At 63.9% G+C, this 22,191-nt stretch carries 22 protein-coding genes; 12 read left to right on the forward strand and 10 right to left on the reverse strand.

Annotated elements, in window-relative coordinates; all coding sequences use genetic code 11:
- Positions 1–203 precede the first annotated feature (203 nt).
- On the reverse strand, positions 204–1,253 hold the full coding sequence (locus B3D39_RS05075; RefSeq protein ID WP_274962059.1) for an NAD(P)/FAD-dependent oxidoreductase: 1,050 nt from the start codon (positions 1,251–1,253) through the stop codon (positions 204–206).
- A gap of 49 nt (positions 1,254–1,302) precedes the next feature.
- On the opposite strand from B3D39_RS05075, the gene mnmD reads away from it, so the two are divergent.
- The gene (mnmD, locus tag B3D39_RS05080; protein WP_274962058.1) at positions 1,303–1,977 is read left to right on the forward strand and encodes a tRNA (5-methylaminomethyl-2-thiouridine)(34)-methyltransferase MnmD; all 675 of its coding nucleotides are present in this window, start codon (positions 1,303–1,305) and stop codon (positions 1,975–1,977) included.
- On the forward strand, positions 1,970–2,842 hold the full coding sequence (locus tag B3D39_RS05085) for a DMT family transporter (RefSeq protein ID WP_078604361.1): 873 nt from the start codon (positions 1,970–1,972) through the stop codon (positions 2,840–2,842). The genes mnmD and B3D39_RS05085 overlap by 8 nt, the downstream gene beginning before the upstream one ends.
- Positions 2,843–2,954: 112 nt before the next feature.
- On the opposite strand, the gene B3D39_RS05090 is transcribed toward B3D39_RS05085, so the two are convergent.
- On the reverse strand, positions 2,955–4,898 hold the full coding sequence (locus tag B3D39_RS05090) for a lytic transglycosylase domain-containing protein (protein ID WP_274962057.1): 1,944 nt from the start codon (positions 4,896–4,898) through the stop codon (positions 2,955–2,957).
- A 157-nt stretch (positions 4,899–5,055) separates the two neighbouring features.
- On the opposite strand from B3D39_RS05090, the gene dapA reads away from it, so the two are divergent.
- Entirely contained in the window at positions 5,056–5,928 is an 873-nt protein-coding gene (gene dapA / locus B3D39_RS05095; RefSeq protein ID WP_078522012.1) for a 4-hydroxy-tetrahydrodipicolinate synthase, read from the forward strand.
- Positions 5,929–6,004: 76 nt separating this feature from the next.
- On the opposite strand, the gene B3D39_RS05100 is transcribed toward dapA, so the two are convergent.
- The 3 genes from B3D39_RS05100 to B3D39_RS05110 form a co-directional block, all read right to left on the reverse strand.
- The gene (locus B3D39_RS05100; RefSeq protein WP_274962056.1) at positions 6,005–7,159 is read right to left on the reverse strand and encodes a flagellar motor protein MotB; all 1,155 of its coding nucleotides are present in this window, start codon (positions 7,157–7,159) and stop codon (positions 6,005–6,007) included.
- A 199-nt stretch (positions 7,160–7,358) separates the two neighbouring features.
- Positions 7,359–7,823 (reverse strand): MucR family transcriptional regulator, encoded by a 465-nt coding sequence (locus tag B3D39_RS05105; protein ID WP_078522010.1) that lies wholly within the window; start codon positions 7,821–7,823, stop codon positions 7,359–7,361.
- Positions 7,824–7,992: 169 nt separating this feature from the next.
- Positions 7,993–8,262, reverse strand: a complete 270-nt coding sequence (locus B3D39_RS05110) for a MucR family transcriptional regulator (RefSeq protein ID WP_274962055.1) — start codon at positions 8,260–8,262, stop codon at positions 7,993–7,995.
- A 322-nt stretch (positions 8,263–8,584) separates the two neighbouring features.
- Here B3D39_RS05110 and B3D39_RS05115 point away from each other — a divergent pair, with 322 nt between their 5' ends.
- The 6 genes from B3D39_RS05115 to B3D39_RS05140 all read left to right on the forward strand — a co-directional run bounded on the left by B3D39_RS05115 (position 8,585) and on the right by B3D39_RS05140 (position 13,918).
- A complete protein-coding gene (locus B3D39_RS05115; protein WP_168176818.1) occupies positions 8,585–9,334 on the forward strand; it encodes a response regulator transcription factor in 750 nt (249 codons plus the stop codon).
- 348 nt (positions 9,335–9,682) lie between these two features.
- Complete coding sequence (locus B3D39_RS05120) at positions 9,683–10,090, forward strand: hypothetical protein (RefSeq protein WP_143593918.1); 408 nt, start codon at positions 9,683–9,685, stop codon at positions 10,088–10,090.
- Between the two features lie 240 nt (positions 10,091–10,330).
- Positions 10,331–11,074, forward strand: a complete 744-nt coding sequence (locus B3D39_RS05125) for a sigma-70 family RNA polymerase sigma factor (protein ID WP_274962054.1) — start codon at positions 10,331–10,333, stop codon at positions 11,072–11,074.
- A 10-nt stretch (positions 11,075–11,084) separates the two neighbouring features.
- Positions 11,085–11,849 (forward strand): hypothetical protein, encoded by a 765-nt coding sequence (locus B3D39_RS05130; RefSeq protein WP_274962053.1) that lies wholly within the window; start codon positions 11,085–11,087, stop codon positions 11,847–11,849.
- Between the two features lie 13 nt (positions 11,850–11,862).
- Entirely contained in the window at positions 11,863–13,233 is a 1,371-nt protein-coding gene (locus B3D39_RS05135; protein ID WP_274962052.1) for a flagellar hook-length control protein FliK, read from the forward strand.
- A 10-nt stretch (positions 13,234–13,243) separates the two neighbouring features.
- Positions 13,244–13,918 carry a flagellar hook assembly protein FlgD gene (locus B3D39_RS05140; RefSeq protein WP_274962051.1) on the forward strand — a complete coding sequence of 225 codons (675 nt, stop codon included), beginning with the start codon at positions 13,244–13,246 and terminating at the stop codon, positions 13,916–13,918.
- Between the two features lie 39 nt (positions 13,919–13,957).
- On the opposite strand, the gene B3D39_RS05145 is transcribed toward B3D39_RS05140, so the two are convergent.
- Genes B3D39_RS05145 through flgF form a run of 5 tightly spaced genes read right to left on the reverse strand, consistent with a single transcriptional unit; the run spans position 13,958 to position 17,382 of the window.
- Positions 13,958–14,371, reverse strand: coding sequence for a hypothetical protein (locus B3D39_RS05145; RefSeq protein WP_274962050.1), 414 nt, complete (start codon positions 14,369–14,371; stop codon positions 13,958–13,960).
- Positions 14,372–14,401: 30 nt separating this feature from the next.
- Positions 14,402–15,157: a flagellar basal body L-ring protein FlgH gene (gene flgH, locus B3D39_RS05150; protein ID WP_338113613.1), complete on the reverse strand. Its 756-nt coding sequence runs from the start codon at positions 15,155–15,157 to the stop codon at positions 14,402–14,404.
- Positions 15,154–15,831 carry a flagellar basal body P-ring formation chaperone FlgA gene (gene flgA / locus B3D39_RS05155; RefSeq protein WP_078545138.1) on the reverse strand — a complete coding sequence of 226 codons (678 nt, stop codon included), beginning with the start codon at positions 15,829–15,831 and terminating at the stop codon, positions 15,154–15,156. The genes flgH and flgA overlap by 4 nt, the downstream gene beginning before the upstream one ends.
- 4 nt (positions 15,832–15,835) lie before the next feature.
- Positions 15,836–16,621, reverse strand: coding sequence for a flagellar basal-body rod protein FlgG (flgG, locus tag B3D39_RS05160; RefSeq protein WP_078522000.1), 786 nt, complete (start codon positions 16,619–16,621; stop codon positions 15,836–15,838).
- Between the two features lie 23 nt (positions 16,622–16,644).
- On the reverse strand, positions 16,645–17,382 hold the full coding sequence (flgF, locus tag B3D39_RS05165; protein ID WP_274962049.1) for a flagellar basal-body rod protein FlgF: 738 nt from the start codon (positions 17,380–17,382) through the stop codon (positions 16,645–16,647).
- A 170-nt stretch (positions 17,383–17,552) separates the two neighbouring features.
- On the opposite strand from flgF, the gene B3D39_RS05170 reads away from it, so the two are divergent.
- The 3 genes from B3D39_RS05170 to flgK all read left to right on the forward strand — a co-directional run bounded on the left by B3D39_RS05170 (position 17,553) and on the right by flgK (position 22,179).
- Positions 17,553–19,307 carry a tetratricopeptide repeat protein gene (locus B3D39_RS05170; protein ID WP_274962048.1) on the forward strand — a complete coding sequence of 585 codons (1,755 nt, stop codon included), beginning with the start codon at positions 17,553–17,555 and terminating at the stop codon, positions 19,305–19,307.
- A 133-nt stretch (positions 19,308–19,440) separates the two neighbouring features.
- On the forward strand, positions 19,441–20,739 hold the full coding sequence (locus tag B3D39_RS05175) for a flagellar hook protein FlgE (RefSeq protein WP_078602115.1): 1,299 nt from the start codon (positions 19,441–19,443) through the stop codon (positions 20,737–20,739).
- A 27-nt stretch (positions 20,740–20,766) separates the two neighbouring features.
- The gene (gene flgK / locus B3D39_RS05180) at positions 20,767–22,179 is read left to right on the forward strand and encodes a flagellar hook-associated protein FlgK (RefSeq protein WP_274962047.1); all 1,413 of its coding nucleotides are present in this window, start codon (positions 20,767–20,769) and stop codon (positions 22,177–22,179) included.
- Positions 22,180–22,191 lie beyond the last annotated feature (12 nt).

Genomic DNA, 22,191 nt, shown 5'->3' on the forward strand with positions numbered 1-22,191 from the left:
CCCGGGATATTTCCGCCAAGAGGAAGTTAAACCTTCCGTAACCAGAATCGCCTGACCCTGATCTCGCGGAACAGGCGGGGACGCCGATGACCGCCCAAGGGGAAGCGCCCGGCCTGCCGCCCGCAACCGGGTTCGAGCCGGGCGTTTTTCTTCCTCTTGGGAGAAATATCCCGGGGGAGGCCGCAGGCCGGGGGCGGAGCCCCTTAGAGGTTATCGGTCACGCGGAAGCCTTCGGGGATCGTGTCGCGCCCCTCCAGCACCAGATCGACCATCACCTCGGCCACTTTCGGCGCCATGCCGAAGCCGATCTTGAAACCGCCATTGGCGATGAAATGCCCCGGACAGTCGGGCCAGTCGCCCAGCATCGGCGCGCGCGACTTGGCGCGCGGGCGCACCCCGGCCCAGCGGTCGATTACCGGAGCCTCGGCGAGGGGCGGGCAAAGCGCGCGGGCCTTCTCGATCAGCGCGTCGAGTTGGGCGTCGGTCGTGGCGGGGGCGTCGAATTCGCGCTCGGAGGTCGACCCGATCGCGACCGTTCCATCGGAATGGGGAATGATGTGGAGGCTCTCCGCGAAGAGCTGGGGCACGTCGCCCGCATCGTATCGGAAGAGCGCCGATTGGCCCTTCACGCCGGTGCCGATGGTCTTGCCGACCACCGCGTTCAGCTCGGCCAGACCTTCGGCGCCGGTCGCGTGGATGACCGGACCGACCTCCTCGGCCTCGCCGATCACGATCTCCGCGCCCATCGCTTTGAGCGCCGCGACCAGCGCGGCCCCGGCGGCACGCGGATTGGCGCGGGCGGTGAGCGTGTCGTGGATCACGAGCCCGGTGGGCGAGGGCGGTGCGAAGGCCCCGAATTCCGTAGCCTCGGCCACGCGCCATGTGGCGAAGCCCTGCCACAGCTCGGCCGCCCCTGCCGCTCGGTCCTTGGCGCGTGCGATCTGCGCCTCGTCCGCAAGCGGCTGCAGCCGCCCGAGACGCGCATAGCCCGGATCGCCACCACCGATGCGCTGCACGTCGGCCCAGAAGGCTTCCGCCATGCGCAGGCTCTCGAATTGGAACTGTTTCTTGGGGTTCCAGTTCTCCGGCACATGCGGGGCGAGCGCGCCGACATGGCCGCCCGAACTGCCCGCACCGATGCGGCTGCGCTCGATCAACTGGACCTTCGCGCCGCGCTTTGCTGCCTGATACGCGATCGCGAGGCCGAAGATGCCGCCGCCGCGCACGGTAATGTCGGGTGTGCCGCTTGCCATTTCGCGCCTCCTGCTTCAAGGCTGGGCCGGAGACTGTGGACTATCCCCGATGAACGCCCCTGACCAGAGCAAAGCCGATCTCGATTGGCGCGATGACCTTGTGCCGGTCTCGCGGCGGTTCGACGATCCCTATTTCAGCCTTGCGGGCGGTCTGGACGAGACGCGGCACGTGTTTCTGGCGGGCAATGATCTGGCCGCGCGGCTGCGTCCCGGCTTTCACGTGGCCGAGCTGGGCTTCGGCACGGGGCTGAACCTGCTGGCGCTGCGGCTGGCCTGTCCCGAGGACTGCCCGATCCGCTTTACTTCTTTCGAGGCCTACCCGATGGAGGCGGACGAGATCGCACGGGCGCTGGACGCATTTCCGGAGGTCGCGCCCGTGGCCGGTCCCTATCTGGAAGCCTGGGCTGCGGGGCAGCGCCAGTTTCAACTCGGTCCGATCGCGGTGGAGATCATCGAGGGGGATGCGCGCACGGCGCTTCCCGCTTGGGCGGGAAAAGCCGATGCGTGGTTCCTCGACGGGTTCTCGCCCGCGAAGAACCCCGAGCTATGGGGCGACGATCTGATGGCCGAGGTCGGCGCGCATACGGTGCCGTGCGGCTCCTTCGCGACCTATACGGCTGCAGGCTTCGTGCGCCGCGCTCTCGAAACCGCGGGCTTCGAGGTCAGCCGCAGCCCGGGCTTCGGGCGCAAACGCCATATGTCGCGCGGGGTGAAACATGGTTGAACAATCGACTCGCCGCGGCATCGCGCTGATGGTCGCGGTGACCTTCATTTTCGCGCTTCAGGACGGCATCTCGCGCCATCTGGCCGAGACCTATAACGTCTATATGGCGCTGATGGTGCGCTTCTGGTTCTTCGCCGCCTTCGTGCTGGTGATCGCAGCGCGCAGCCCCGGCGGGATCAAGCGGGCGACGCGCTCGGGCCTGCCTTGGGCGCAGGTGATCCGCTCGCTCATCTTGATCACCGAGGTGGTCGTGATGGTGCAGGCCTTCGTCTATCTCGGGCTCGTCCATTCCCATGCGGTCTTCGCTTGCTACCCGCTGTTGGTCGCGGCGCTGTCCGGGCCGGTGCTGGGCGAGAAGGTCGGCTGGCGGCGCGTGGCGGCGATCGGTGTGGGCTTCATCGGGGTGCTCATCATCCTCAAGCCCGGCTTCGGTGTGTTCTCTCCCTATGCGCTGATCCCGCTGGCGGCGGCAACGCTGTTCGCGCTCTACTCGCTAATGACGCGCTATGTGGGCCGCGTCGATCCGGCCTCGGTGTCCTTCTTCTACACCGGCGTGATCGGGGCGCTGGTGATCACGGCGGTCGGCATCTGGCACTGGGAGAACATGATCGCGTCGGACTGGGCGTGGATGGTCGTTTTGTGCTTCACCGCCGCGACCGGGCATTTCCTGCTGATCAAGGCCTATGAGGTGGCCGAGGCCTCGGCGATCCAGCCCTTCGCCTATCTTCAACTGGTCTTCGCCTCGACTCTGGGCGTCGTCGTCTTCGGCGAGTCGCTGGAGTGGAACGTGGTGATCGGCGCGGGGGTCGTGGTCAGCGCGGGGCTCTTCACGCTCTGGCGCGCGCGGGTGGCCCAAGAGGCGTGACCGCCTCTTTCGGCTTGGTTCAAATATCCCGGGGTGAGGCCGTCAGGCCGAGGGGCAGCGCCCCTCTCCTCTTTTCATTTGTCGCCCTGCGGCGACGGGGAGGCAGCGCCCCTCAATCCGTCACGTCACCGCGCAGGATGTCGGTGAATTTCACCTCGCCCTTGCCCAACCGCGCGCGATAGGGCGGGATCGCCTCGGAGACGCGCATGACGTAGTTGCGGGTCTCGGTGAAGGGGATCATCTCGACCCAGTCGATCACGTCGACCGTGCCGATCCGCGGATCGCCGCGATCTTCCATCCAGTTGCGCGGACGTCCGGGCCCTGCGTTGTAGCCCGAGGCGACCAGCACCGAAGACGGTCCGAATTCGTCGCGCAGCTCGGCAAGATAGGCGCCTCCCAGTTTGAGGTTATAGGTCGCATCCGTCGTCAGCCGCGCCTTCTCGTAGGGCAGGCCGGTTTTATCCGCCATCATCTTCGCGGTGCCGGGCATAAGCTGCATCAGGCCCTGCGCGCCCACCGGAGAGCCCACGCCGATCGCGAACTGGCTCTCGCGCCGGGCGACCGCGAGGACGACTTCTTCCGGCACGCCCAGATCGTGGCTCGTCAGCCCCGGGATCGGCCAGAGCGCCTGCGCGATGATCTCGCCCTTCAGCGCGGCGCGTTTGCCGATGATCAGCGCGAGATAGGTGTCGTCCTCCTCAAGCGCGTACTTCGTGAGCGCGCCGAAATTGCCCGGCCCGAGGCTTTCCTCGAGATGCAGCACGAAGCGCGCACCCAGCTCGTTTTCGCCTGCTTCGTAGAGCAGCTGCGCGGCCTTGAAGACCGAAGAATGGCGCAGCTTGTAGCGCCGCCAGTCGGGCAGCTCTGGGCCCTTTGAGAAATTCGCGGGCAGTGACAGGTTCAGCCGCTCCGCCGACAGGAGCCCGTAATAGGCGTCCTGATTTTCCGCGCCTTTGCGCCATGCGGCCTTGGCTTCGTCGCTGCGGCCCAGAACCTCCAGTGCGCGGCCTTGCCAATACCATGCCCGCGACGACGAGATCGGCCCGTCCACCGCTTTCTCGAGGTTGTGGAAATGGCTGTAGGCCGTATCGGCTCGGCCCAGTTTCAGCGCAGCATAGCCCGCCACCCATTCGAGATCGGCGTAATCCGCGCCGCCCGGTTCCAGATGATGCGAGGAGGCCAGATCATAGGCGCGCTGCGTATTGCCCGCGCGCAGGTCCCAGCGCGACTGATAGCCGCGCAGCGTCGCCCAAAGGTCGGGGTCTTCCAGATCGGTTGCGGATTTCGAACGCTCTAGGATCAACTCTGCCGCGCCGTCCTCCAGCCCGGCGCGCCAGCGCCACATCGCGCGGTCGCGGGCAAGCCCTGCGGAACGCTCGACCATGTATTGGGGCACGGCGGCGACGAAATCGTCCACGCCGTGCTCGCGTGCCTGCAGGGCGATCCGCGCCTCGGCCACGGCCTTGGTGCCCGGCGTGACCAGACCGATCATCCGGCGCGCATCCGACAGATGCCCGCGATCGAGCATGTTCTGCATCCGCCCGCCATGATCGGCAGAGATAAGCGAGGGGTAGTCGGCCAAGAACTTCGCCTGCTCATCTTCGTCCATTGGAAGTTGGCGCCATGCGGTCTTGGCGACTTCAGCCGCTAGCGCCTTCTGCCCCAAAGCGAGATGCGCACCAATCAACGCCAGCGCGCCGGTGCCGGTCTGCGGCGGGCCGAGCTTGAAATAGGCGATCACCTCGCGCGGCGGGATGCCGTCGAGCTTGGCTTCGCCCTTCTCGCGCAGCCACGGCATGCCGGGCCAATCTGCGCGGCGGGTGGCGAAATCGAGATAGTCGGCGAAGTCTCCTTCGCCGTCGCGCAGGCGTTTCCACTCGATGACATCGAAGCCCAGGGGACCGACGCGGCGCGCGAGATTTTCGGCCTCGTCCCAGTTGCCGGAATTGGCCGCGGCGAAAGCATCGGACAGCGCGGAACTCGCGGCGCGAAGCGCGGCCGGCGAGAGCGCGAAACTCGAAGCCGCAAGTGCGGCGAGGAACTGGCGTCGGATCATCATAGCTGCTCGTGGTCGCGGGTTTGTCCCTTTGCTACGGGCCTCTCACAGATGGGGATGAATCACAAGTTGGCAACCGCCGCGCAACCGCCTATAACCCGGCCGATTTCCGCCGGGACGACTCACCTTCCCGGCCCAACCAAAAAAGGAGCGTGTCATGTTCAAAGGGTCTCTTCCCGCACTGGTCACGCCGTTCAAGGACGGCGAACTGGATCTGGACACGCTCAAGAAACTCGTCGAGTGGCATATCGACCAGGGCAGCCACGGCCTCGTGCCGGTCGGCACTACCGGTGAAAGCCCGACGGTGAGCCATGCCGAGCATATGACCGTCATCACCGAGGTCGTGAAAGCCGCGAAGGGGCGTATCCCGATCATCGCTGGCGCGGGCTCGAACTCGACCGCCGAAGGCGTCCGTCTGATCCAGCACGCGGCCGAAACCGGGGCCGATGCGGCGCTCGTCGTTACGCCCTATTACAACAAGCCGACGCAGCGCGGCATGATCGAGCATTACCGCGCGCTGCACGATGCCTGCGAACTGCCGATCGTGATCTACAACATCCCCGGCCGCTCGGTGATCGACATGATCCCCGAGACCATGGGCGAGCTGGCCAAGCTGCCGCGCATCGTCGGTGTGAAGGACGCGACCGGCAAGCTGGAGCGGGTCTCGATGCAGCGCGCGACCTGCGGGCCGGATTTCATCCAGCTTTCGGGCGAGGACGCGACCGCGCTCGGCTTCAACGCGCATGGCGGCGTGGGCTGCATCTCGGTGACTGCGAACGTCGCGCCGAAGCTGTGTGCCGAGTTCCAAGAGGCGACGCTTGCGGGCGATTACGCCAAAGCGCTGAGCTATCAGGACAAGCTGATGCCGCTGCACATGGCGATCTTCCTCGAGCCGGGCGTTGCGGGCGCGAAATACGCGATGTCGAAGCTGGGCATGTGCTCGGCCGAAGTGCGTCTGCCGCTGACCGAGCTTCTGCCCGAGACGAAGACCGCGATCGACGCCGCGATGGCGCATGCCGGTCTGATCTGAGGGTCCGAGCCAAGCGAAGACAAGAAAACGCCGGCGCGATGAGTATCGCGCCGGCGTTTTTCTTTGATGATGGGGGTTATTGCAGGGCGCTGCGCAGATCGTCGAGCGCGACGGAGCTGTATTGCTGCGGCTGTTCCGACGTGCTCGGCGCGGCGGGCGCGGCGGCTTCGGGGGCTGCGTGTTCGACTGCCGGGGCCGGTTGCGGGGCCGCGGGCTCCGCGTTCGCCTCGAGCCGCGGCGTCGCCGTATCGGTCGGCGCGGGCGCATCGGTTTTCGGATGAAGATAGGCGAGGGTCACGGTGATCCGGCGGTTGGAGGGATCGCGGGGCTCTGCCGGTTTCAGCGGATCGGTGTCCGACAGGCCAGAGACCCGGGTGATACGCTCCGGAGCGACCCCGGCGGTCACGAGCGCCCGGCGCGTCGCATTGGCGCGGTCCGAGGACAGCTCCCAGTTCCCATAGGTGCCGCCCGCTTTCTGATAAGGCACCGAGTCGGTGTGGCCCGCGATCAGCACATCATTGGGCAGATCGGAGAGGGCGCGGCCAAGCTGATCCATCAGCTTCAACGTCGGCCCGTCGATCTTCGCGCTGCCCGAGGCGAACATGGCTTTGCCAGCCTGATCCACGACCTCGATATTCAGCCCGTCCGGCGTGCGGCGGAACAGCACGTTTTGCTGCAGCGGGCGGAGGTCCGGGACGTGCTGGATCGCTTGCGTGATCCGGGTCTGAAGCGTCTCGAAGCGGGCGTCGTCAATAGCATGCGGCGTGGCGGCGGCGGTCTTCGCGTCGGTCGCATCTCCGGCCTCAGTCGTTGCCATTGCCGCGGCTGCGAGCTCGTCTGTCGTCGCGTCGGGCGTGGTGTCTTTGGATTTGCCGGAGGCGTTGGCCATCTCGGTCGAGGGATCGGTCGCGCTTCCGATGCCGGGATTGGCGGGGATCGCATCATTGGCACGCGACGCGTTCAGGACGCCTTTCGGCCCGATCGTCTCGCCAGCGAGCGGACCGGTGCCACCGGGCGCCTGCATCGAGATTTTCGCCGGCGCGAAGTAATCGGCGATCCCGGTCAGTTGGTTCTCGTCCGACACGGACAGGATCCACATCAGCAGGAAGAAGGCCATCATTGCGGTCATGAAATCGGCATAAGCGACTTTCCACGCTCCGCCGTGATGCTCGGATTCGTGATCGTCATCGCTCCGCTTCACAATGATCGGCGCTTGGTTCGACCGTGCCATGGATTGCCCTTTCCCACCTCGCCGACCGGAGCCAGCTGTATTCTCAGGGCATACGTCTTCTGCAGCCCCTGACTGTGGGTTGTCGGATTAAAAATGGGCCAAAAGAGGGCGATAATCGTTCATGATCTGGAAACAAAGCCGCGCAACGGTGGCTTTGGAACCGTTTTCGGGCGGCGGGCGTTGTGCGGCCCGCGCGCGCTCAGGCGTCGTGAAGCGAGGCTTCGAGGTCGTCGCGGCTGTGCTTGCCCAGGCCGACTTTCTTGGCATAGGCCGCTTTGCGCGCCGAATAGCTGGGGGCGACAAGCGGCATATCGGCGGGCAGATTGAACAGGGTCCGATATTCGTCTTCGCTCAATCCGTGTTCCGAGCCGAGATGGCGTTTGAGCATCTTGAAGCCGCGCCCGCAGCACAGGCAGAAGACCTTGTCCTCGGTCACCGCGTCTTCAATAGGAAGTGCGGGTTGCGGGCGTGCATGGCTGGCGTTCGCCGTGGCTGTGTCCGTTGCATGAGAGGCGCTTGCCTCGCCCAGCTCCTCGCCAAACTGCGCGGAGAGCTTCGCCACGAGGTCGACCACTTGATCCGCCGTTACATCCGCGCGGGCGGCATAGGCGGCAGCCACTGTCGCGATAATGTTAGCTGCATCCGTGGGCCGATCCTTCGACATGTGGTCTCTCCAATGCTTAAATTTTGCACTATCCCCGGATTAGTAGAGAAAGTTACGTGCAACATGCGTTTCTGTCAATAAACGCGAGTATCTGTGCTTGGGTTTCCTGCAAATACATATTTTCTGCGCAGGATTGTTCTGTTGAGTGCTTCGGCTGTCCTAGCGGTGATCAATGCAGTTTGTCGCACGTGCGCCAACGCTGCTTGGCGAGCTGATAGTCCGGGGCGCTCGTAGGATAGTCCGGCGGCAAATCCCATTTGGCGCGATATTCCTCGAAGGTCATTCCGAGCAGGTTTTTAAGATGACGCTTCAACATCTTGATCGGGCGGCCCGTCTCCAGGCAGATCAGCCGATCAGGAAAGACACTCTCCGAAATCGGCACCGCTGGGGGGCGGGAAGTCGCGGGCGCGCCGGCACAAGCCGGGGATTGTTGCGTCATGTCCACTCTCACATGGTTTTGTCTTTAGGGGAAAGATTGAAGAAATTCTTAAAGTTAGGTCAAAGAAATCCAATTTTTCCATCAACGGCCCGCAGATGCGTCCTATTTCAAGGCACAGGCCGGACTTGTCAGTTAAAAAAACGTGAATTATCGCATATCGCAGGGATAAAAATTCGAAAACGCAAAGATGTCAGGCTCGGCGGATTTACGCTTCGCCTTCCAGTCTGACGCTCGGTGTTATTCGAAAGCGACAGTGCGACGGGGGGAGGGCGTAAGACTGAGTCTCGCCCCGAAAGCGCTGAGGGATACGGGGAGTTGCCTTTTGTTTGGCTCAGACGCCATGCGAAGACAGAACGTCATTATCGTAGCGGAGGAAGGCGCGAAGCAAGGACAGTTGTCCGACTTCTTTCGCGCGTGCTGCGGCTGGGAGGCTTTGCCCTTCGCGACTGCGATGGAAGCGGAGCAATATATCCTGCTGCATGGACCCCCATGCATTTTGCTGATCAGCCTCACCGACGCAGAGGGTGCCGCGGATCTGATCCGAACTGCGCGCGTCAGTACGAAGGAGAGCCTGATCTTCTTCGTCGACTCAACTCCGGACGGAGAGCTTGCTGCCGAGATGATTCTGGCCGGCGCCGATGATGTGATCCGACAGCCTTATTCTCAGAGGGAATTGGCCGCGCGTCTCTGGCTTCGGGCGGGCAACAGTCTGCCCATCAGCTTCCCGAGCGAAGAAAAGCGAGTCGCTCGCCTCAAGATCGACGAGGAAAACCGCCTGACCGGCCCTGATGCCGTCGAGGCGGTGCAGCTTACCCCCACGGAGGGGGAGATCATGATCGAGCTGATCCGGAGCGGCGGACGAATCGTCACGCGGGACGCGCTGTCGCGACGAATCGACAACTGCATGTGGGTCTATGGTGATCGCAAATTCGACGTTCACATCACCAAGATTCGTAAGAAGCTGCGTGACGCGTTTGGCGAGAGATATGTCGTGGAAACAGTGCGTTCGGCTGGATACTCGTTCTACGAGATCCCCGTCGGGAAGTCGCGCAGTCTTGCAACTTCAGATTGAGTTGTTGAGTCTCTGAGACTGTTTTAGCGGTAGTCGCTGTCAAGCTATTAATTGTTAACATCTCGGCGACTGATCGTGAGCACACAATCTGTGGTCGCACCATCGACAAGCTGTGGATGATTGAGGGGGGGGCCACAACCGATAGTGTTTGAACCTATGAAAAATAGGCTTTCCAACACTTCGCCCGTTGTCGGTCTGGGGATAACTTGGCGGTCACGGGCTTGCCACCTTCACGTAGAATTTATCCTTACTCGCCTTACGGTTTAACAATCCTTAACCTTACCGGATCGTGAAACGCTGGTAATCTGCCGTTACTGGAATTTGGGGACTCGGGGATTAGGGATGTCCATGAAAAATAACGATTTGTTAGCGCAGATTTGGGAAGGTTCGGTGACGCAAACGTCGTCGGGCGCAGGGTCTCAGGGAAGTTTGGTGGCGGCTGCGCTTCTGCCTGCGCACAGTGTTTTGCTGCGCTCGACTCGCAAGGATGCAAGCTTGCTCGTGCTGCCCGAAGCCGAAGAGCTTCTGCCGGGTATCTCGCTTGGTGATATTCTTGCAGAAGAGCTTGGAATCGAGGTGCCTTATGGAAGTCTCGTGGTGATCGAGCCGACGCATGTCGCAGGGGTGAAGCATGGTTTTGGGGACCGTGCGATCGACCTCCGGCTGCCGGCGATGGCGTCGCCCGCACGCGGTGGCTTTTCGCTGCACGAAGATGCACGGGATCGCAGCGCGACCGCGACGGGCAGTCACCTGTGAGCGCGACGGCCGTGGAAAACGGCCGCTATGCGTTCTGCACCCGGTTGGCGGACCGGGCCAGTCTGACAAAGTCATGAGAATGCCGCGCCGTCTCGAGAGGCGGCGCGGCCTCCCGCGGAATTAATCCGAGATTAACCAGAAAAGCCTCCGATTAACTTGCCTTTAATCAAGTAAAGCTTTCTCCAAACATGCCCCCGTGGTCTTCTGTTCTTCAAGAATAGAGCGGATAGAGGCGGAGTAATGTTTGCATTGAGCTTCCGTGCTGCACTTGATGCGCCATTTCTGAATGTTGAAGAAGAACGGCAGGCCATCTCGCGCTGGCAGGAATATGGGGATCGGGACTCGCTCGAAATTCTCCTGCGCTCGCATGTCCGTCAGGCCTATGCGCAGGCGCGTCGCTGGGCGACCAATCCGGTCGAGCTCGAAGACCTCGTGGCGGAAGGGATCATCGGTTTGATGCGCGCCGCCGAACGGTTCGATCTGACGCAGGACGTGCGGTTCTCCACCTATTCGCACTGGTGGGTGATGACCTGCGTCCTCAATGCGCTCGCCCGGATCAAGACGGTGATCGATGTGCCGGCGCGGGTCTATCTCGATGCGCGGATGGGACGGCTCGACAATCCCGAGGCGAGCCAGCTTCTGACCGGACTGGTGGCGCTGGATGCCAAGTCGTTCGACGACAGCGATGCCGAGATGATGGAAATGATGCGCAGCCCGGACCTCACGCCCGAAGAGCAGACTTTGGCCGCATCCGCGGCGCGCGCGGCGCATGAGGTTCTGGAAGATGCGCTGGACGATCTGGATGCGCCGGATCGCGAGATGGTCTTGCGCCGCAAATTGCAGACGCCGCCGGAGTCTCTCGACGATCTAGCCCGCGATCTCGGGATGAGCCGCGAGCGCGCCCGGCAGGTCGAAAAGCGGGCGCTCCTCCGGCTCAAGCGATGCCTTGAAAAGCGCGGGTTCAGCCCTGCGATGCTGAACTGAGAGGGCAAAGATGGCACGTCATCTTATGATCGCAGGACATGGGCGCGCGGGCACGACGCTGTTCTACAATATGCTGCGCGAGACCCTCAAAGGGTTCGAGATCCCGCCGCGCGAGACCAGCGCACTGTCCACGATCGGGCAACCGGGCGACTGGGTCAGCAAGCGGCCGCTGGATATCTTCCAGATCGCGAATATCGCGCGGGCCAATGTCCGCAACAAGCGGATCGATCTGATCGTGCCTCTGCGCGATCCGCGCGACATCCTCGTGAGCCGTCATTCGGCGGTGCCGGACGATTACTTCATCTCGGCAGATGCGATGTATTTCATCGGCGGCGCGGATGCGCCCGTGCCGGTCATGCCGGGGCTGCTGCATATCCACGAGGCGATCGCGACCGTGCTGAAATCCGGCATTTTCCCGCAAGGCGTCTTCCTTCTGAAATACGAAGACCTTGCCGATGATCCCGACAGGATTCAGCAGAAGTTGCGCGATGCGCTCGATCTGAAGTTCGAGGGGCACTTCTCCGATTTCGGTGCGGCCGAGATCCCGGAGGATTTGAAAGGGCCGCTAAACGGCATCCGCCCGGTCGAGAAGGCCCGCGCGAAGTGGCGCGACGACGAACACCGGGCGCGCATCTGCGATCAGTTCTCGCGCTTCCCGGTGCTGTTCGATCTGCTCGAGCAGCTTGGCTACGAAAAGGACCGCAACTGGTTCGCGCCTTTCATGGAGTGGCAGGCGGCGTCGGGGCGCCGGAGCAAGCGCTTGGGCTTGGTGTGACGAGGGTGATGAGATGGACGCGATAGCTGCGACATTGCTGAAGACGACGGCCTCTGGCGCAGGGGGCGGGCGGAAGCCGTTATCGGAGGCGACCGGCTTCGGATCGCTTTTGCAAGGCGCGCAACCGGATGCGGGTAGTGCCGCGAAGGCGGGGGCGTCGCCTGCGGCCGCCTCGCCCAAGGGTGCGACAGCGGCGATCCTCGCGGAGAATCCCGCGCTTCAGGTCGAACTGGCCGGGAAGCTGCAGAAGGTTCGGGATGGTGCGCTGGCAGAATTGGCGCAGGGCAAGCCGGTCGAGGCGGTGCTGAAAGAGCTGGGAACCTCGCTCGCGACGGTGCTCGCCGAGTTCGACGCCGCGCATGGCACGAAATTGCAGGAAGCGCTCGCCCAAGCGCTAAAAGGGATGCCGTTGCAAGCGGGCGGCGCGGAGGCAAAGCCCGCTTCGGATCATGCGCGCGACAAAAGCGACACGATCGACGAGGTCTTCGCGAGCCTTCTGGTCTCGCTCGGTCTGCAAGCGAAGCCGGCTGAACCCGCATCGCCGCATAAGGGCGGCGCGCAGATCCCATCGGTCGCCGGGCTCATGCCCGCGCATTCTGCGGGCGACCTTTCCTCTCCGGCGGCGCAGCTGAAGCCTGAGGCGCCCCAGACGCAGCCACAGGTTATCACCTCCGTTCCGCAGGGGCTTGCCGGGGCGGTGCCTGCGCCACTTGCGCCAGAGGTCCCGCAGAACGACATGGACCCGCGCGTGCGCGCCGTTCTGGAAGCGGCCGCGAAAGGCGCGGGGAAGACCGGCAAGGCCGAGGCGCAGGCAGCACTGCTGCCTGCCGAGTCGAGCAAAGCCGACCCCAAACCGGCGCAGCCATTCGCCGAGGCCGCGCGCGCCGGTGCGCTGCCCGATGCGGCCGTGGCACGGCTCACGCAGCATGACGCAAGTCACGCGGCCCGCAGCGAGGCTGCGGCGCAACCGGGGCAGACAGCCCAGCCCTCGCCGCGCTTTGCCGCCTTTGTCGCAACGCAACTCCGCCGCGCGGACCTGCAGGAGGGGCGCACTCGCGTGGCCCTGACCCCGCGCGGGCTCGGCGATATCGAGATCGACGTGGAGCGCGACAAGCGCGGTCAGGTCAACGTGGTCGTTCGGGCCGAAAGCCCGGCGGTGCTGAGCGCCTTGCGCGGGGATCGCGAGACGCTCGCGGCGATCCTGGCGGGGCAGGGCCTGCAGATGGATAGCGGCGCGCTCGATTTCGAGCAATTCGGCGGTCATGGCGAGGGCGGAGATGAACGCTCCTCCGGCCAGAGCGCGAGCATTGACGAAGACGTCCCCGTGCTGGGCGCCGATTGGCAGCCCACCATTGACGACGGACAACTGGATATCAGGACCTGAGGAGCCCCAGATGAGCATCTCCCCGACAAGCACCACGCCGACCGCGGCCACGACCGATGCCGCGACGAACACCGCGCAGTCGAAGCTCTCGGCGGATTACAACAGCTTCCTGCAGCTGCTGACGGCGCAGATCAAAAATCAGGACCCGCTGAAGCCGATGGACTCGACGCAATTCGTCTCGCAGCTGGCGCAGCTCAGTCAGGTAGAGCAATCGGTGCAGACCAATACCAACCTCAAGACCATCGACGCGAAGCTGAGTGCGATGGGCGGGATGGCGGATGTGGCCCTGATGGGCAAGACGGTGTCGCTCGCCTCCGACCGGATCGAGCTGCGCGACGGTCAGGCCAGCACCAGCTACGAGCTTGCCGCGCCCGCCGACAAGGTGACCGCGATCATCAAGACGGAGGATGGGACCGAACTGCGCCGAATCACAGGCCTGCCCGGACGTTCGGGCGAGAAGATCGCGCTGAACTGGGACGGGCGCGATTCTGCGGGGCTGCCGGTGCCCGATGACACGTTCCGGGTCGAGATCGACGCGCAGGATACCGATGGCAATGCGGTTTCCTACGACACCTATCCCAGCACGCAGGTCGAGCAGGTGCGGTTCTCGTCGCAAGGGCAGTCGCTGGTTCTGCGCAATGGCGAGGAAGTGCCCAGCTCGCTTATCGTTGCAGTGTCGGGCTGACGCGAGTGTCCTCCGGCGCGGTGCGCGACCGGGGCTTTCCTATCCTTGCTTGAATGGCGCCGCGCTGTTCACCTTCGCCGCCTGTAAGCCGGGCACACGGTCCTTGAGACCGCGCTCGAGCAGCGCGACGAGGTCGTCAGGCGTGACCGTATCGGGTTCGAAGATCCGATTATCCGCGAGTCTGGTCAGCAGATCGAGCGTCTCGTCGCGCAGTTTCGGCACGAGCGCCGGTCCATCGGGGAGGTCTTCTCCCTTCAGAACCAGCGTCACATCGACCGTCAGATAGCTGACCTCGCGGGCCCGGAAGATCGGGACCGTGATCGCCCCCAAGGCGATGTCACGCGGGGCAGGCTCGGGCGGCGCTTCGGGCGCTTTGGGCCCCGGCGCGATCTGGCTGCCGCCAAGATAGCCCAGGCCCGCCGCGACGATTGGCACCACCACTATGAGCAGCACGAGTGTTCTCCAGCGCGGCATCGGTCGCGCTCAGTAGGGCAGGACGACGTCGAGCGCGTCTTCCCCGTAGCGCGGCTGTTGCACCTTGCTGATCTGGCCACGCCCACCATAGGAGATACGCGCCTCGGCGATCTTCTCGTAGGGGATGGTGTTGTCCATCCGGATGTCTTCGGGACGGATGATCCCGGCCACACGCAATTCGCGCAGCTCGTGATTGACCTTCACCTCCTGGCGTCCGGCGATCACGAAATTCCCGTTTTGCAGTTTCCGGATCACGAGAGCTGCGACCTTGAGGCTGATCGTCTCGTTACGCTTGATCGAGCCGCTTCCGCTGGCGCTCGATTGCGAGCTGAGATCGACGATGTTGCTGCCCGTGGGCAGGTCTTTCTCGCTGACGCCGGGCAGGATCTTCGCGATCTTTCCGCCATAGCCGAGGAAGGTCGGGAATCCGACGCTCTGGCTGCCGTCGCGGCTGCGCTGGGAGGCGTTCTGAAGCTGCGCCTCGTCGTTGATGTCGATATCGACGGTCAGCAGATCGCCCACCTTGTCGGCACGCTGATCGCCGAAGAAACCGGTGGAGCCTGTCTGCCAGAGCGACGCGGCCTCGGCCCGCTGCGGAACGCGCGCAGGCTCCAGCGGCGGCATCGGAACGCTGACCCGGTTCACTTCTGGGATCGTGTCGCCATCGACGACCATGTCGCTCACTTTCGGGTCGCGCTCGAAGGCCGTGCCGGGACCGCAGGCGGCCAGCGCGAGCATCGGCAGGATGTAGAACGGATGTCTCACTTCTGAATCTCCACTTTGCCGTCGGGCTTGGCGATGCCTTCGACAATCTTGTTGCTTACGAGATTGACCACGCGCACCGACTGATCCGCATGGGCGTCGGAGATCGCCTTGCCGGGCGCGGTCAGCGACATCGGGCCTTTCGAATATTCGATCGAGACCGGGTCGCCGCGCGAGATGATGACTGGCTCGGTGATCGACTGGCTCATCACCGGGCGTCCGCGCGCCAAGACGCGCCGAACCTGCATCCCGGCCAGGTGGTCGAGCTGTGTCACGGCATAGGCGCCGACTTGGCCATAGGGGAGGTCGACCATCTGGAAATCGTCGCCCGACAGGATCGCGCCGGGGAGGATCTGCTGCGTCGGGACAGGAACGGGCACGTTTAGCAGTGCAAGCCCCGCGAGGCGGCGCACGTCGCCCGACGCCTCCACCGCATTCGCGAGAAACTGCCCCGTGGAGCGGTCCATCCAGAAATCGCTGATCATCTCTGCGTCGCCCGGATCGCTGTCTTGCAGCGTGATCTCGAAATGGCCGCTCGGCGGCATCTCGAGGCCCCAGGACTGCTCCGCCTTCTCGGCGATGAGTACCCGCACGGATTCCGCGCTCGCGGGACCGGCGAGAAGCGCGGTGACGAGCGTGGCGAGAACGGCAGTCGCAGAGGCGAATTTCGGGATCATGGCATCACTTGATCTGGTTCGAGGTGGACATCATCTGGTCGGCCGTCTCGATCGCCTTGGAGTTCATCTCATAGGCGCGCTGCGCCGAGATCAGGTCGGTGATCTGCTGGATGATGTTGACGTTGGAGCTCTCAAGGTAGCCCTGACGCAGGATGCCGACGCCCGGATCGCCCGGCAGCGCCTCGGTCGGCTCGCCCGAGGCGGTCGTCGCCTGCAGAAGGTTGTTGCCCAGCGGTTTCATCCCCGCCTCGTTGACGAAGGTCGACATCGTGATCTGGCCGATCTGCACCGGGGTCGGATCCTTGCCGACATAGGCCATCACGAGGCCCTGCTGGTTGATCTCGACATTGGTGGTGTTGGCCGGGACGTTGATCCCGGGCGCGACCTCGTAGCCGTCCATCGACACGATCTGGCCCTCGGGGCTCAGCTGGAAGGTGCCGGCCCGGGTGTAGGCCTGACTGCCATCGGGCATGTTGAGGGTGAAATAGCCGCCGCCGTCGATCGCGAGATCGAGCTGGTTTTCGGTCTGCACCAGACCGCCTTGCGTGTTGAGCCGCACCACGCCCGCGCTTTGCACGCCGAGGCCGATATCGACGCCCACAGGGCGCGCGGTCCCGTCGGCCGAGGTCAGCGAGCCTTCGCGTTGCAGCGACTGGTAGACCAGATCCTGAAACGCGGCGCGGCTGCTCTTGTAGCCGGTGGTGTTCGCGTTCGCGATGTTGTTCGAGATCACGTCCACATTGGTCTGCTGGGCCAGCATCCCCGTCGCGGCAATTCCAAGTGCTCTCATGGTTCAGCTCCTTTTCGCGCCGGTCAGACTTTGCCAAGCCTGCGCAGTGTTTCCTGACGAAGGGTGTTCTGTTCATCCATCAACTTCACCGCCCGCTCGTAGGAGCGCTGGATGTCCATCATCCGGGTCATCTCGACCACCGGCTGGACATTGCTCTCTTCGACGAAGCCCTGCGCAACCTGCGTCGTGTCAGACGGGGTGAAGGCGGGGGCGGCACCTCCGGGCGCGGCAAAGAGGCCGCCGCCCAGCCGGTTGAAGCTTTGGATGTTGGGCACGGTGAACATGCCCAGCGTGCCGATGGTGCCGCTATTGGGCCCCGAGATCGTGCCGTCGCGCGAAATGGTGATCTCCTCGCCCGGCGGGACCGCGATCGGCGCGCCGCCCCGGTCGAGAACCTTGTTGCCCGTCAGCGTCACGAGATTGCCCTGCGGGTCGACCGCCAGCCGCCCGTCGCGCCCGAAAGCCGTCTGCCCCTCGGGCGTCGTGTAGGCGAGCCAGCCGTCGCCATTCAGCGCGACATCGAGCGGATTGGACGTCTTGGTCAGCGAGCCCTGGCGGTCATCAAGATAGGAGCCCTTGTCGAGCACGTAGCTCACGTCATCCTCGGGGCCCGCATTGCCCTTCGAGTTGTAGCTCTCGGTCAGCGAGCGTTCCGCCTTGAAACCAGCCGTGTTGGCGTTGGCCATGTTGTTGGCCGAAATGTCGAGGCTGCGCCACAGCGTCGAGGCGAGGGATAGAGAGACGTAATTTGAGCTATCCATGGATTTCCGTCCGCGAGAATGGATCTTGTGGCTTTGTGCTTGGATTGCTGCCAATTTCTATTCAATAATGTTTGCTAATCTTGAAATAATCAATACTATTCTTTAAGGCGCGAAGGAATTCTGGTGCGTTTGGGCAAGAGGTGATGGAATTGCGAGGCGGATTCCCCTTCATGGGCGGCGTTTTGGCGCTCTGTCTTCTGTGTGGCGGTGCCGCGGCGGAGACGCTCCCCGCGCCTCCCCCTTTCGACTTCGCGCAATACACGCAGGCGGGGTTCCTCGCGGATCGCGATGCGCTGGCCGCTGGCGTCGCCACAGCCGAGCCCGGGCCGTCGCGCGCCATTGCGCGGCTCGATCTCGCGGAATTCTATCTCGCCCATGTCATGTTGCCCGAGGGGCGCTCGGTGCTGGGCGACCAAATGCCCGACGGTCTGATCCCGGCAGAGCAGGCGCGCTGGCGCGCGATTGCGGCCGGGTTCAGCATCATGGACGGGACGGGGGTGCCGACTGGCACGCTCCTGCCGAATGCCGACTGGGCGAACTGGCAGGACTATCACCTCTGGGCGGCGCTGAACGCGATCACGCAGGGCGACGCGGTGGAGCTTGAGGGCAATCTCGCGGGCGCGGCTGACCGGCTTCCGACCTATCCGCCCGTTTTCGTTGAGGCCTGCCTGCCCGCGCTTCTGGAAGGCGCGATCGCGGTCAAGAAATGGCCGCTGGCTCAGCGGCTGAGCCGGGATTTCGACAACTATCCCGAGCTTAAATCGCAGCCGGTCTATAGCTTTCTTATTGGGCGGGTGGCGGAGCAATCGCATCATCCCGACAAGGCCTATGCCGCCTATCGCGAAGCGGCGAAGGGGCAGGATCGTTACGCGCAGCGGGCGCGGCTTGCGTTGGTCAGTTTGGGGCTCGAGCATGGAGCGCTGACGCCCGACCAAGGTTTGTCGATGCTCGCCGAGGCTAACCTTGCGTGGCGCGGCGACAGGTTCGACCTGCAGGCGCTCGAACAGCGCGCGCATCTGGGCGAGACCTCCGGCCACGATGTGGATGCGCTGATTGCCTATGGCGAGATCCTCACCCGGTTCCCCGAGCGTCCTCAGGCGCGCGCGGCGGCGAAGGCCGCCGACAAGCGGCTCAAGGCGTTTTATGCGAAGGGTGCGGCGGGGAAGATTTCGCTCACGGATTTTGCCGAGGGGCATCAGCGGTTGGAGGCCTATTACGAGGTCCGTCCCGATTTTCAGACCTATGCCGAGCAATTCGCGGATCGCCTGCTGGAGCTGGGGGCTACGACTCAGGCCGCCACGGAATATCGCAAGATCCGGGAAGCTCTGAGCGCACAGCGCAAGGATACCCCCGAGGCGGTGTCGCAAGATCGGATGGCCTATCTGGCGCTGCGCGAGGCGGAGGCGCTTGCGCGCGGGGGGCAATTCGCCCGCGCCGCCAAGGTGTTGGAGACCTCCGAGCGTCCCGCCGATGCGCAGGAGCTGAACCAGTTCAACGCGCTACAGGCCCGCGTTCTGGCCGAGGCCGGGAAGACCGATGCGGCCTTGGAGGCCAAGGTCACCTCGCACTCGGCCGATCATCTGCGGCTTCAGGCGCGGCTCCACTGGAAGAAGGGCGATTGGAAGGCGGCGACCCAATCCTATCGCGAGTTGTGGAAGAAGGCCCCGGACGATTTCTCCGAGACCGACGCGGTCGAATTGCTGCTGGCCGCCTACCGCTCCGGCGATCTGACCACGGCCCGCAGCGTCGCCGAGGTCTTCCCGCGTCTGGCGGGGCGTGAGGATCTGAACAAGCTCGTCGCAAGCCTTCTGGCGGAGCCCGCCAAGCTCAGTCCGCTGATGGACGCGGCTGCGCGGGACCGGCTGCGCAAGGCGGATGACGCGCTTGAGATGGTCGGGTCGGAGGCGAAGCGGGCTGGCGGGTAGATATCTTTGCTATGCATTGCCCCTCACCAACATCGTCAAAGACAAAACGCAGATATTTTTAACTCCAGTTAAACATCAGTCGCATATCTCCTAGATAGGACCCCCTTCTCTTCGGACATGAGAGGATAAAACCATGAGTATTTCGAGCGCGATGCAGACCGGCGTGAGCGGCCTGAACGCAAACTCCGTCGCCGTTGGCGAAATTTCCGAGAATATCGCGAATGCGAATACCACCGGCTACAAGCGCAGCTTCGCCCAGATGGTGACCATGACGCCGAGCGGCGGGCTCGATGCACCCTCGGGCGTCAATGCTGTGGTTTCCTCCGACGTGACGAACGGGGGCGCGGTGATCCCCACCAGTTCCGCGACCGATTTCGCAGTGAACGGCAACGGGTTCTTCGTCGTATCCGGCAGAGCCAATACGAGCGTCGAGTCCGATTACGTCCTGACGCGCGCCGGGTCGTTCAAGCCCGACGAGAATGGCGATCTTGTCAATTCGGCAGGCTATTTCCTCTCGGGCTACCCCTATACCGACGGCACGCTCGGCTCGATCGACGGCAACAGCTTCAATGGGCTGAAGACGGTGAACGTGACCGATGCGACGCTGAGCGCGAAGGCGACGACCACGGTCAGCGTGCAAGGCAATCTGCCTTCGCAGGAAACCGGAAACGCGACGCCGGGCGCGCCGTTCACCTCGTCCTCGCAATATTTCACGCCGCTCGGTGCGGCGAAGCGGCTCGAATATTCCTGGCAGCCCACCGCGACCCAAAACCAGTGGGACGTCACCGTGTCCGATGGCGACGGCGTTCCCTACGGTCAGGTCACGGTCGATTTCGCCGCCAGCGGGCCGAATGCGGGCGCCCCGGTCAGCTATTCCGGCGTGACCAATCTCGCCACGGCGCCCGGTGCCTTCTCGATGGACACGACCACGGGCGTCATGAGCCTGACGATGAATGACGGTGGCACGACCCAGCCGATCGACGTCGGTCTCGGTGCGCTGAACAGCTTCGACGGGATGACCCAGTTCGCTGGCGATTTCACCCCGCAGAAATTCGACACTGACGGCTCGTCCGCCGGCGCGCTGACCCGGATGGAGGTCGATGATACCGGCACGATGTACGGGATCTTCGATAACGGCCAGCGGCAGGCGCTCTACAAGATTCCGCTCGCCCATGTGGCGAACCCGAACGGAATGCAGGAGGTCGATGGTGATGCCTATCGGCTGACCCGCAACAGCGGCGACTTCACGATCCACAAGGCGAACGAGGGCCCGGTGGGCACGATTTCCTCGGGGACGCTTGAAGGGTCGAATGTCGATATCGCGCAGGAATTGAGCGATCTGATCCGCACCCAGCGGGCCTATTCCACCAACGCGAAGATCGTCACCACGATGGACGAGATGCTCGACGAGACCACGCGTCTCAAACGCTGATCGTCACGCTGAGAACGGAGTAAACCCATGAGCCTGACGGGCGCCCTCCAGGCGAGCACGAGCGGTCTGCGCACGGCGCAGATGCAATCGGAAGCGACCTCGCGCAACATCGCGAATGCGAGCACCGAGGGCTATGTGCGCAAGGAGTTGCCGCAGGTCACGACCTCGGGCGGCCTGGTGCAAACCGGTGAGGCGCGGCGCGAAGTCGACGCTTCGCTTAACCGCATGTATCGCCAACATTCCTCGGCGATGGCGCGCGAGCAGGCGATCTACGAGGCGGTGGGCGAATATACCGCGACCCTTGGCCAGCCGGGCGATGGCCTCTCGCCCGCGGATCGACTGACCGATCTGCGTAGCTCGATGATCGCGCTGGTAAACAATCCCGGCAGTAATGCTGCGCAAAACGGCGTGGCGTCCTCCGCGCAGGAGATGGTGACCTCGCTGAACCAAAGCAGCGACATGCTCGCGCGGGTCGGCGGCGAGGTCGATATGGAGATCAAATACGACGTCTCGGATTTCAACGAGACGCTGCACAAGATCACCTCGCTTAACAAGCAGATCTCGGACGCGCCGCCCGGCTCGCTCGGTGCAGCCGATCTGGGGGACCGGATGGATGTGCTGGTGGAAAAGGCGTCGAAGCTGATCGACATGCAGGTGCGCCGCTCCACCGATGGGCGGGCCACGCTCTACACTGCCGGGGGCACGCCGCTCGTCGACGGAGATCAGGCCAGCTACATCACCTACGACCAGACGGCCGGAACGCTGTTTGCAGGCAAAACGAATATCACCCCGGACTCCACCGATGCGCGCGGCTTCCAGAATGGCAGCCTCGCCGGTCTGTTCGCAGTGAAGAAAGACGTTCTGCCGCGCTTCCAGCTTCAGCTCGATGAGATGGCACGGGGGCTCGTGCAGGGGTTCGAGAGTGCGGATGCTTCGCTCGCACCCGGACAGGCGGGGCTCTTCACCGATGCAGGCGCAGCTTTCGATCCGGCCAAGCTCGAAGGGTTGGCGGGCCGGATCGCGGTCAATGCGGCGGTAGACCCGGCGCAGGGTGGCCAGCTGTCGCGTTTGCGCGACGGGATCGGTGCCACCACGCCGGGCGCTGCGGGGGATTCCACTCAGGTGGAAGCCTTCGTTTCGATGTTCGACGATCCGCTTTCGGCGGACCCGCGCACGGGGCTGGAGACGTCCCTTTCGCTGCGCGATTACGGAAGCAACATGATCTCGGCGCAGGAGTTCGAGGGCACCCGCGCGCAGGAGCGTTTCGCCGCCGCGCGCACCGCCGCCGAGACGGTGAACGGCACGCGCCAGGGCATTCAGGGCGTGAACATCGACGATGAGATGCAGAAGCTGATAACGATTCAGCAAAGCTATGCCGCGAATTCGAAGATGATGACTGCCGTCATGAAGATGATGGACACGTTGCTTGAAGCCGTCTGAGGAGACTGAACG

Origin of the sequence: Thioclava sp. UBA3469 (assembly GCF_002378135.1) — a bacterium.
Classification (GTDB): domain Bacteria; phylum Pseudomonadota; class Alphaproteobacteria; order Rhodobacterales; family Rhodobacteraceae; genus Thioclava; species Thioclava sediminum.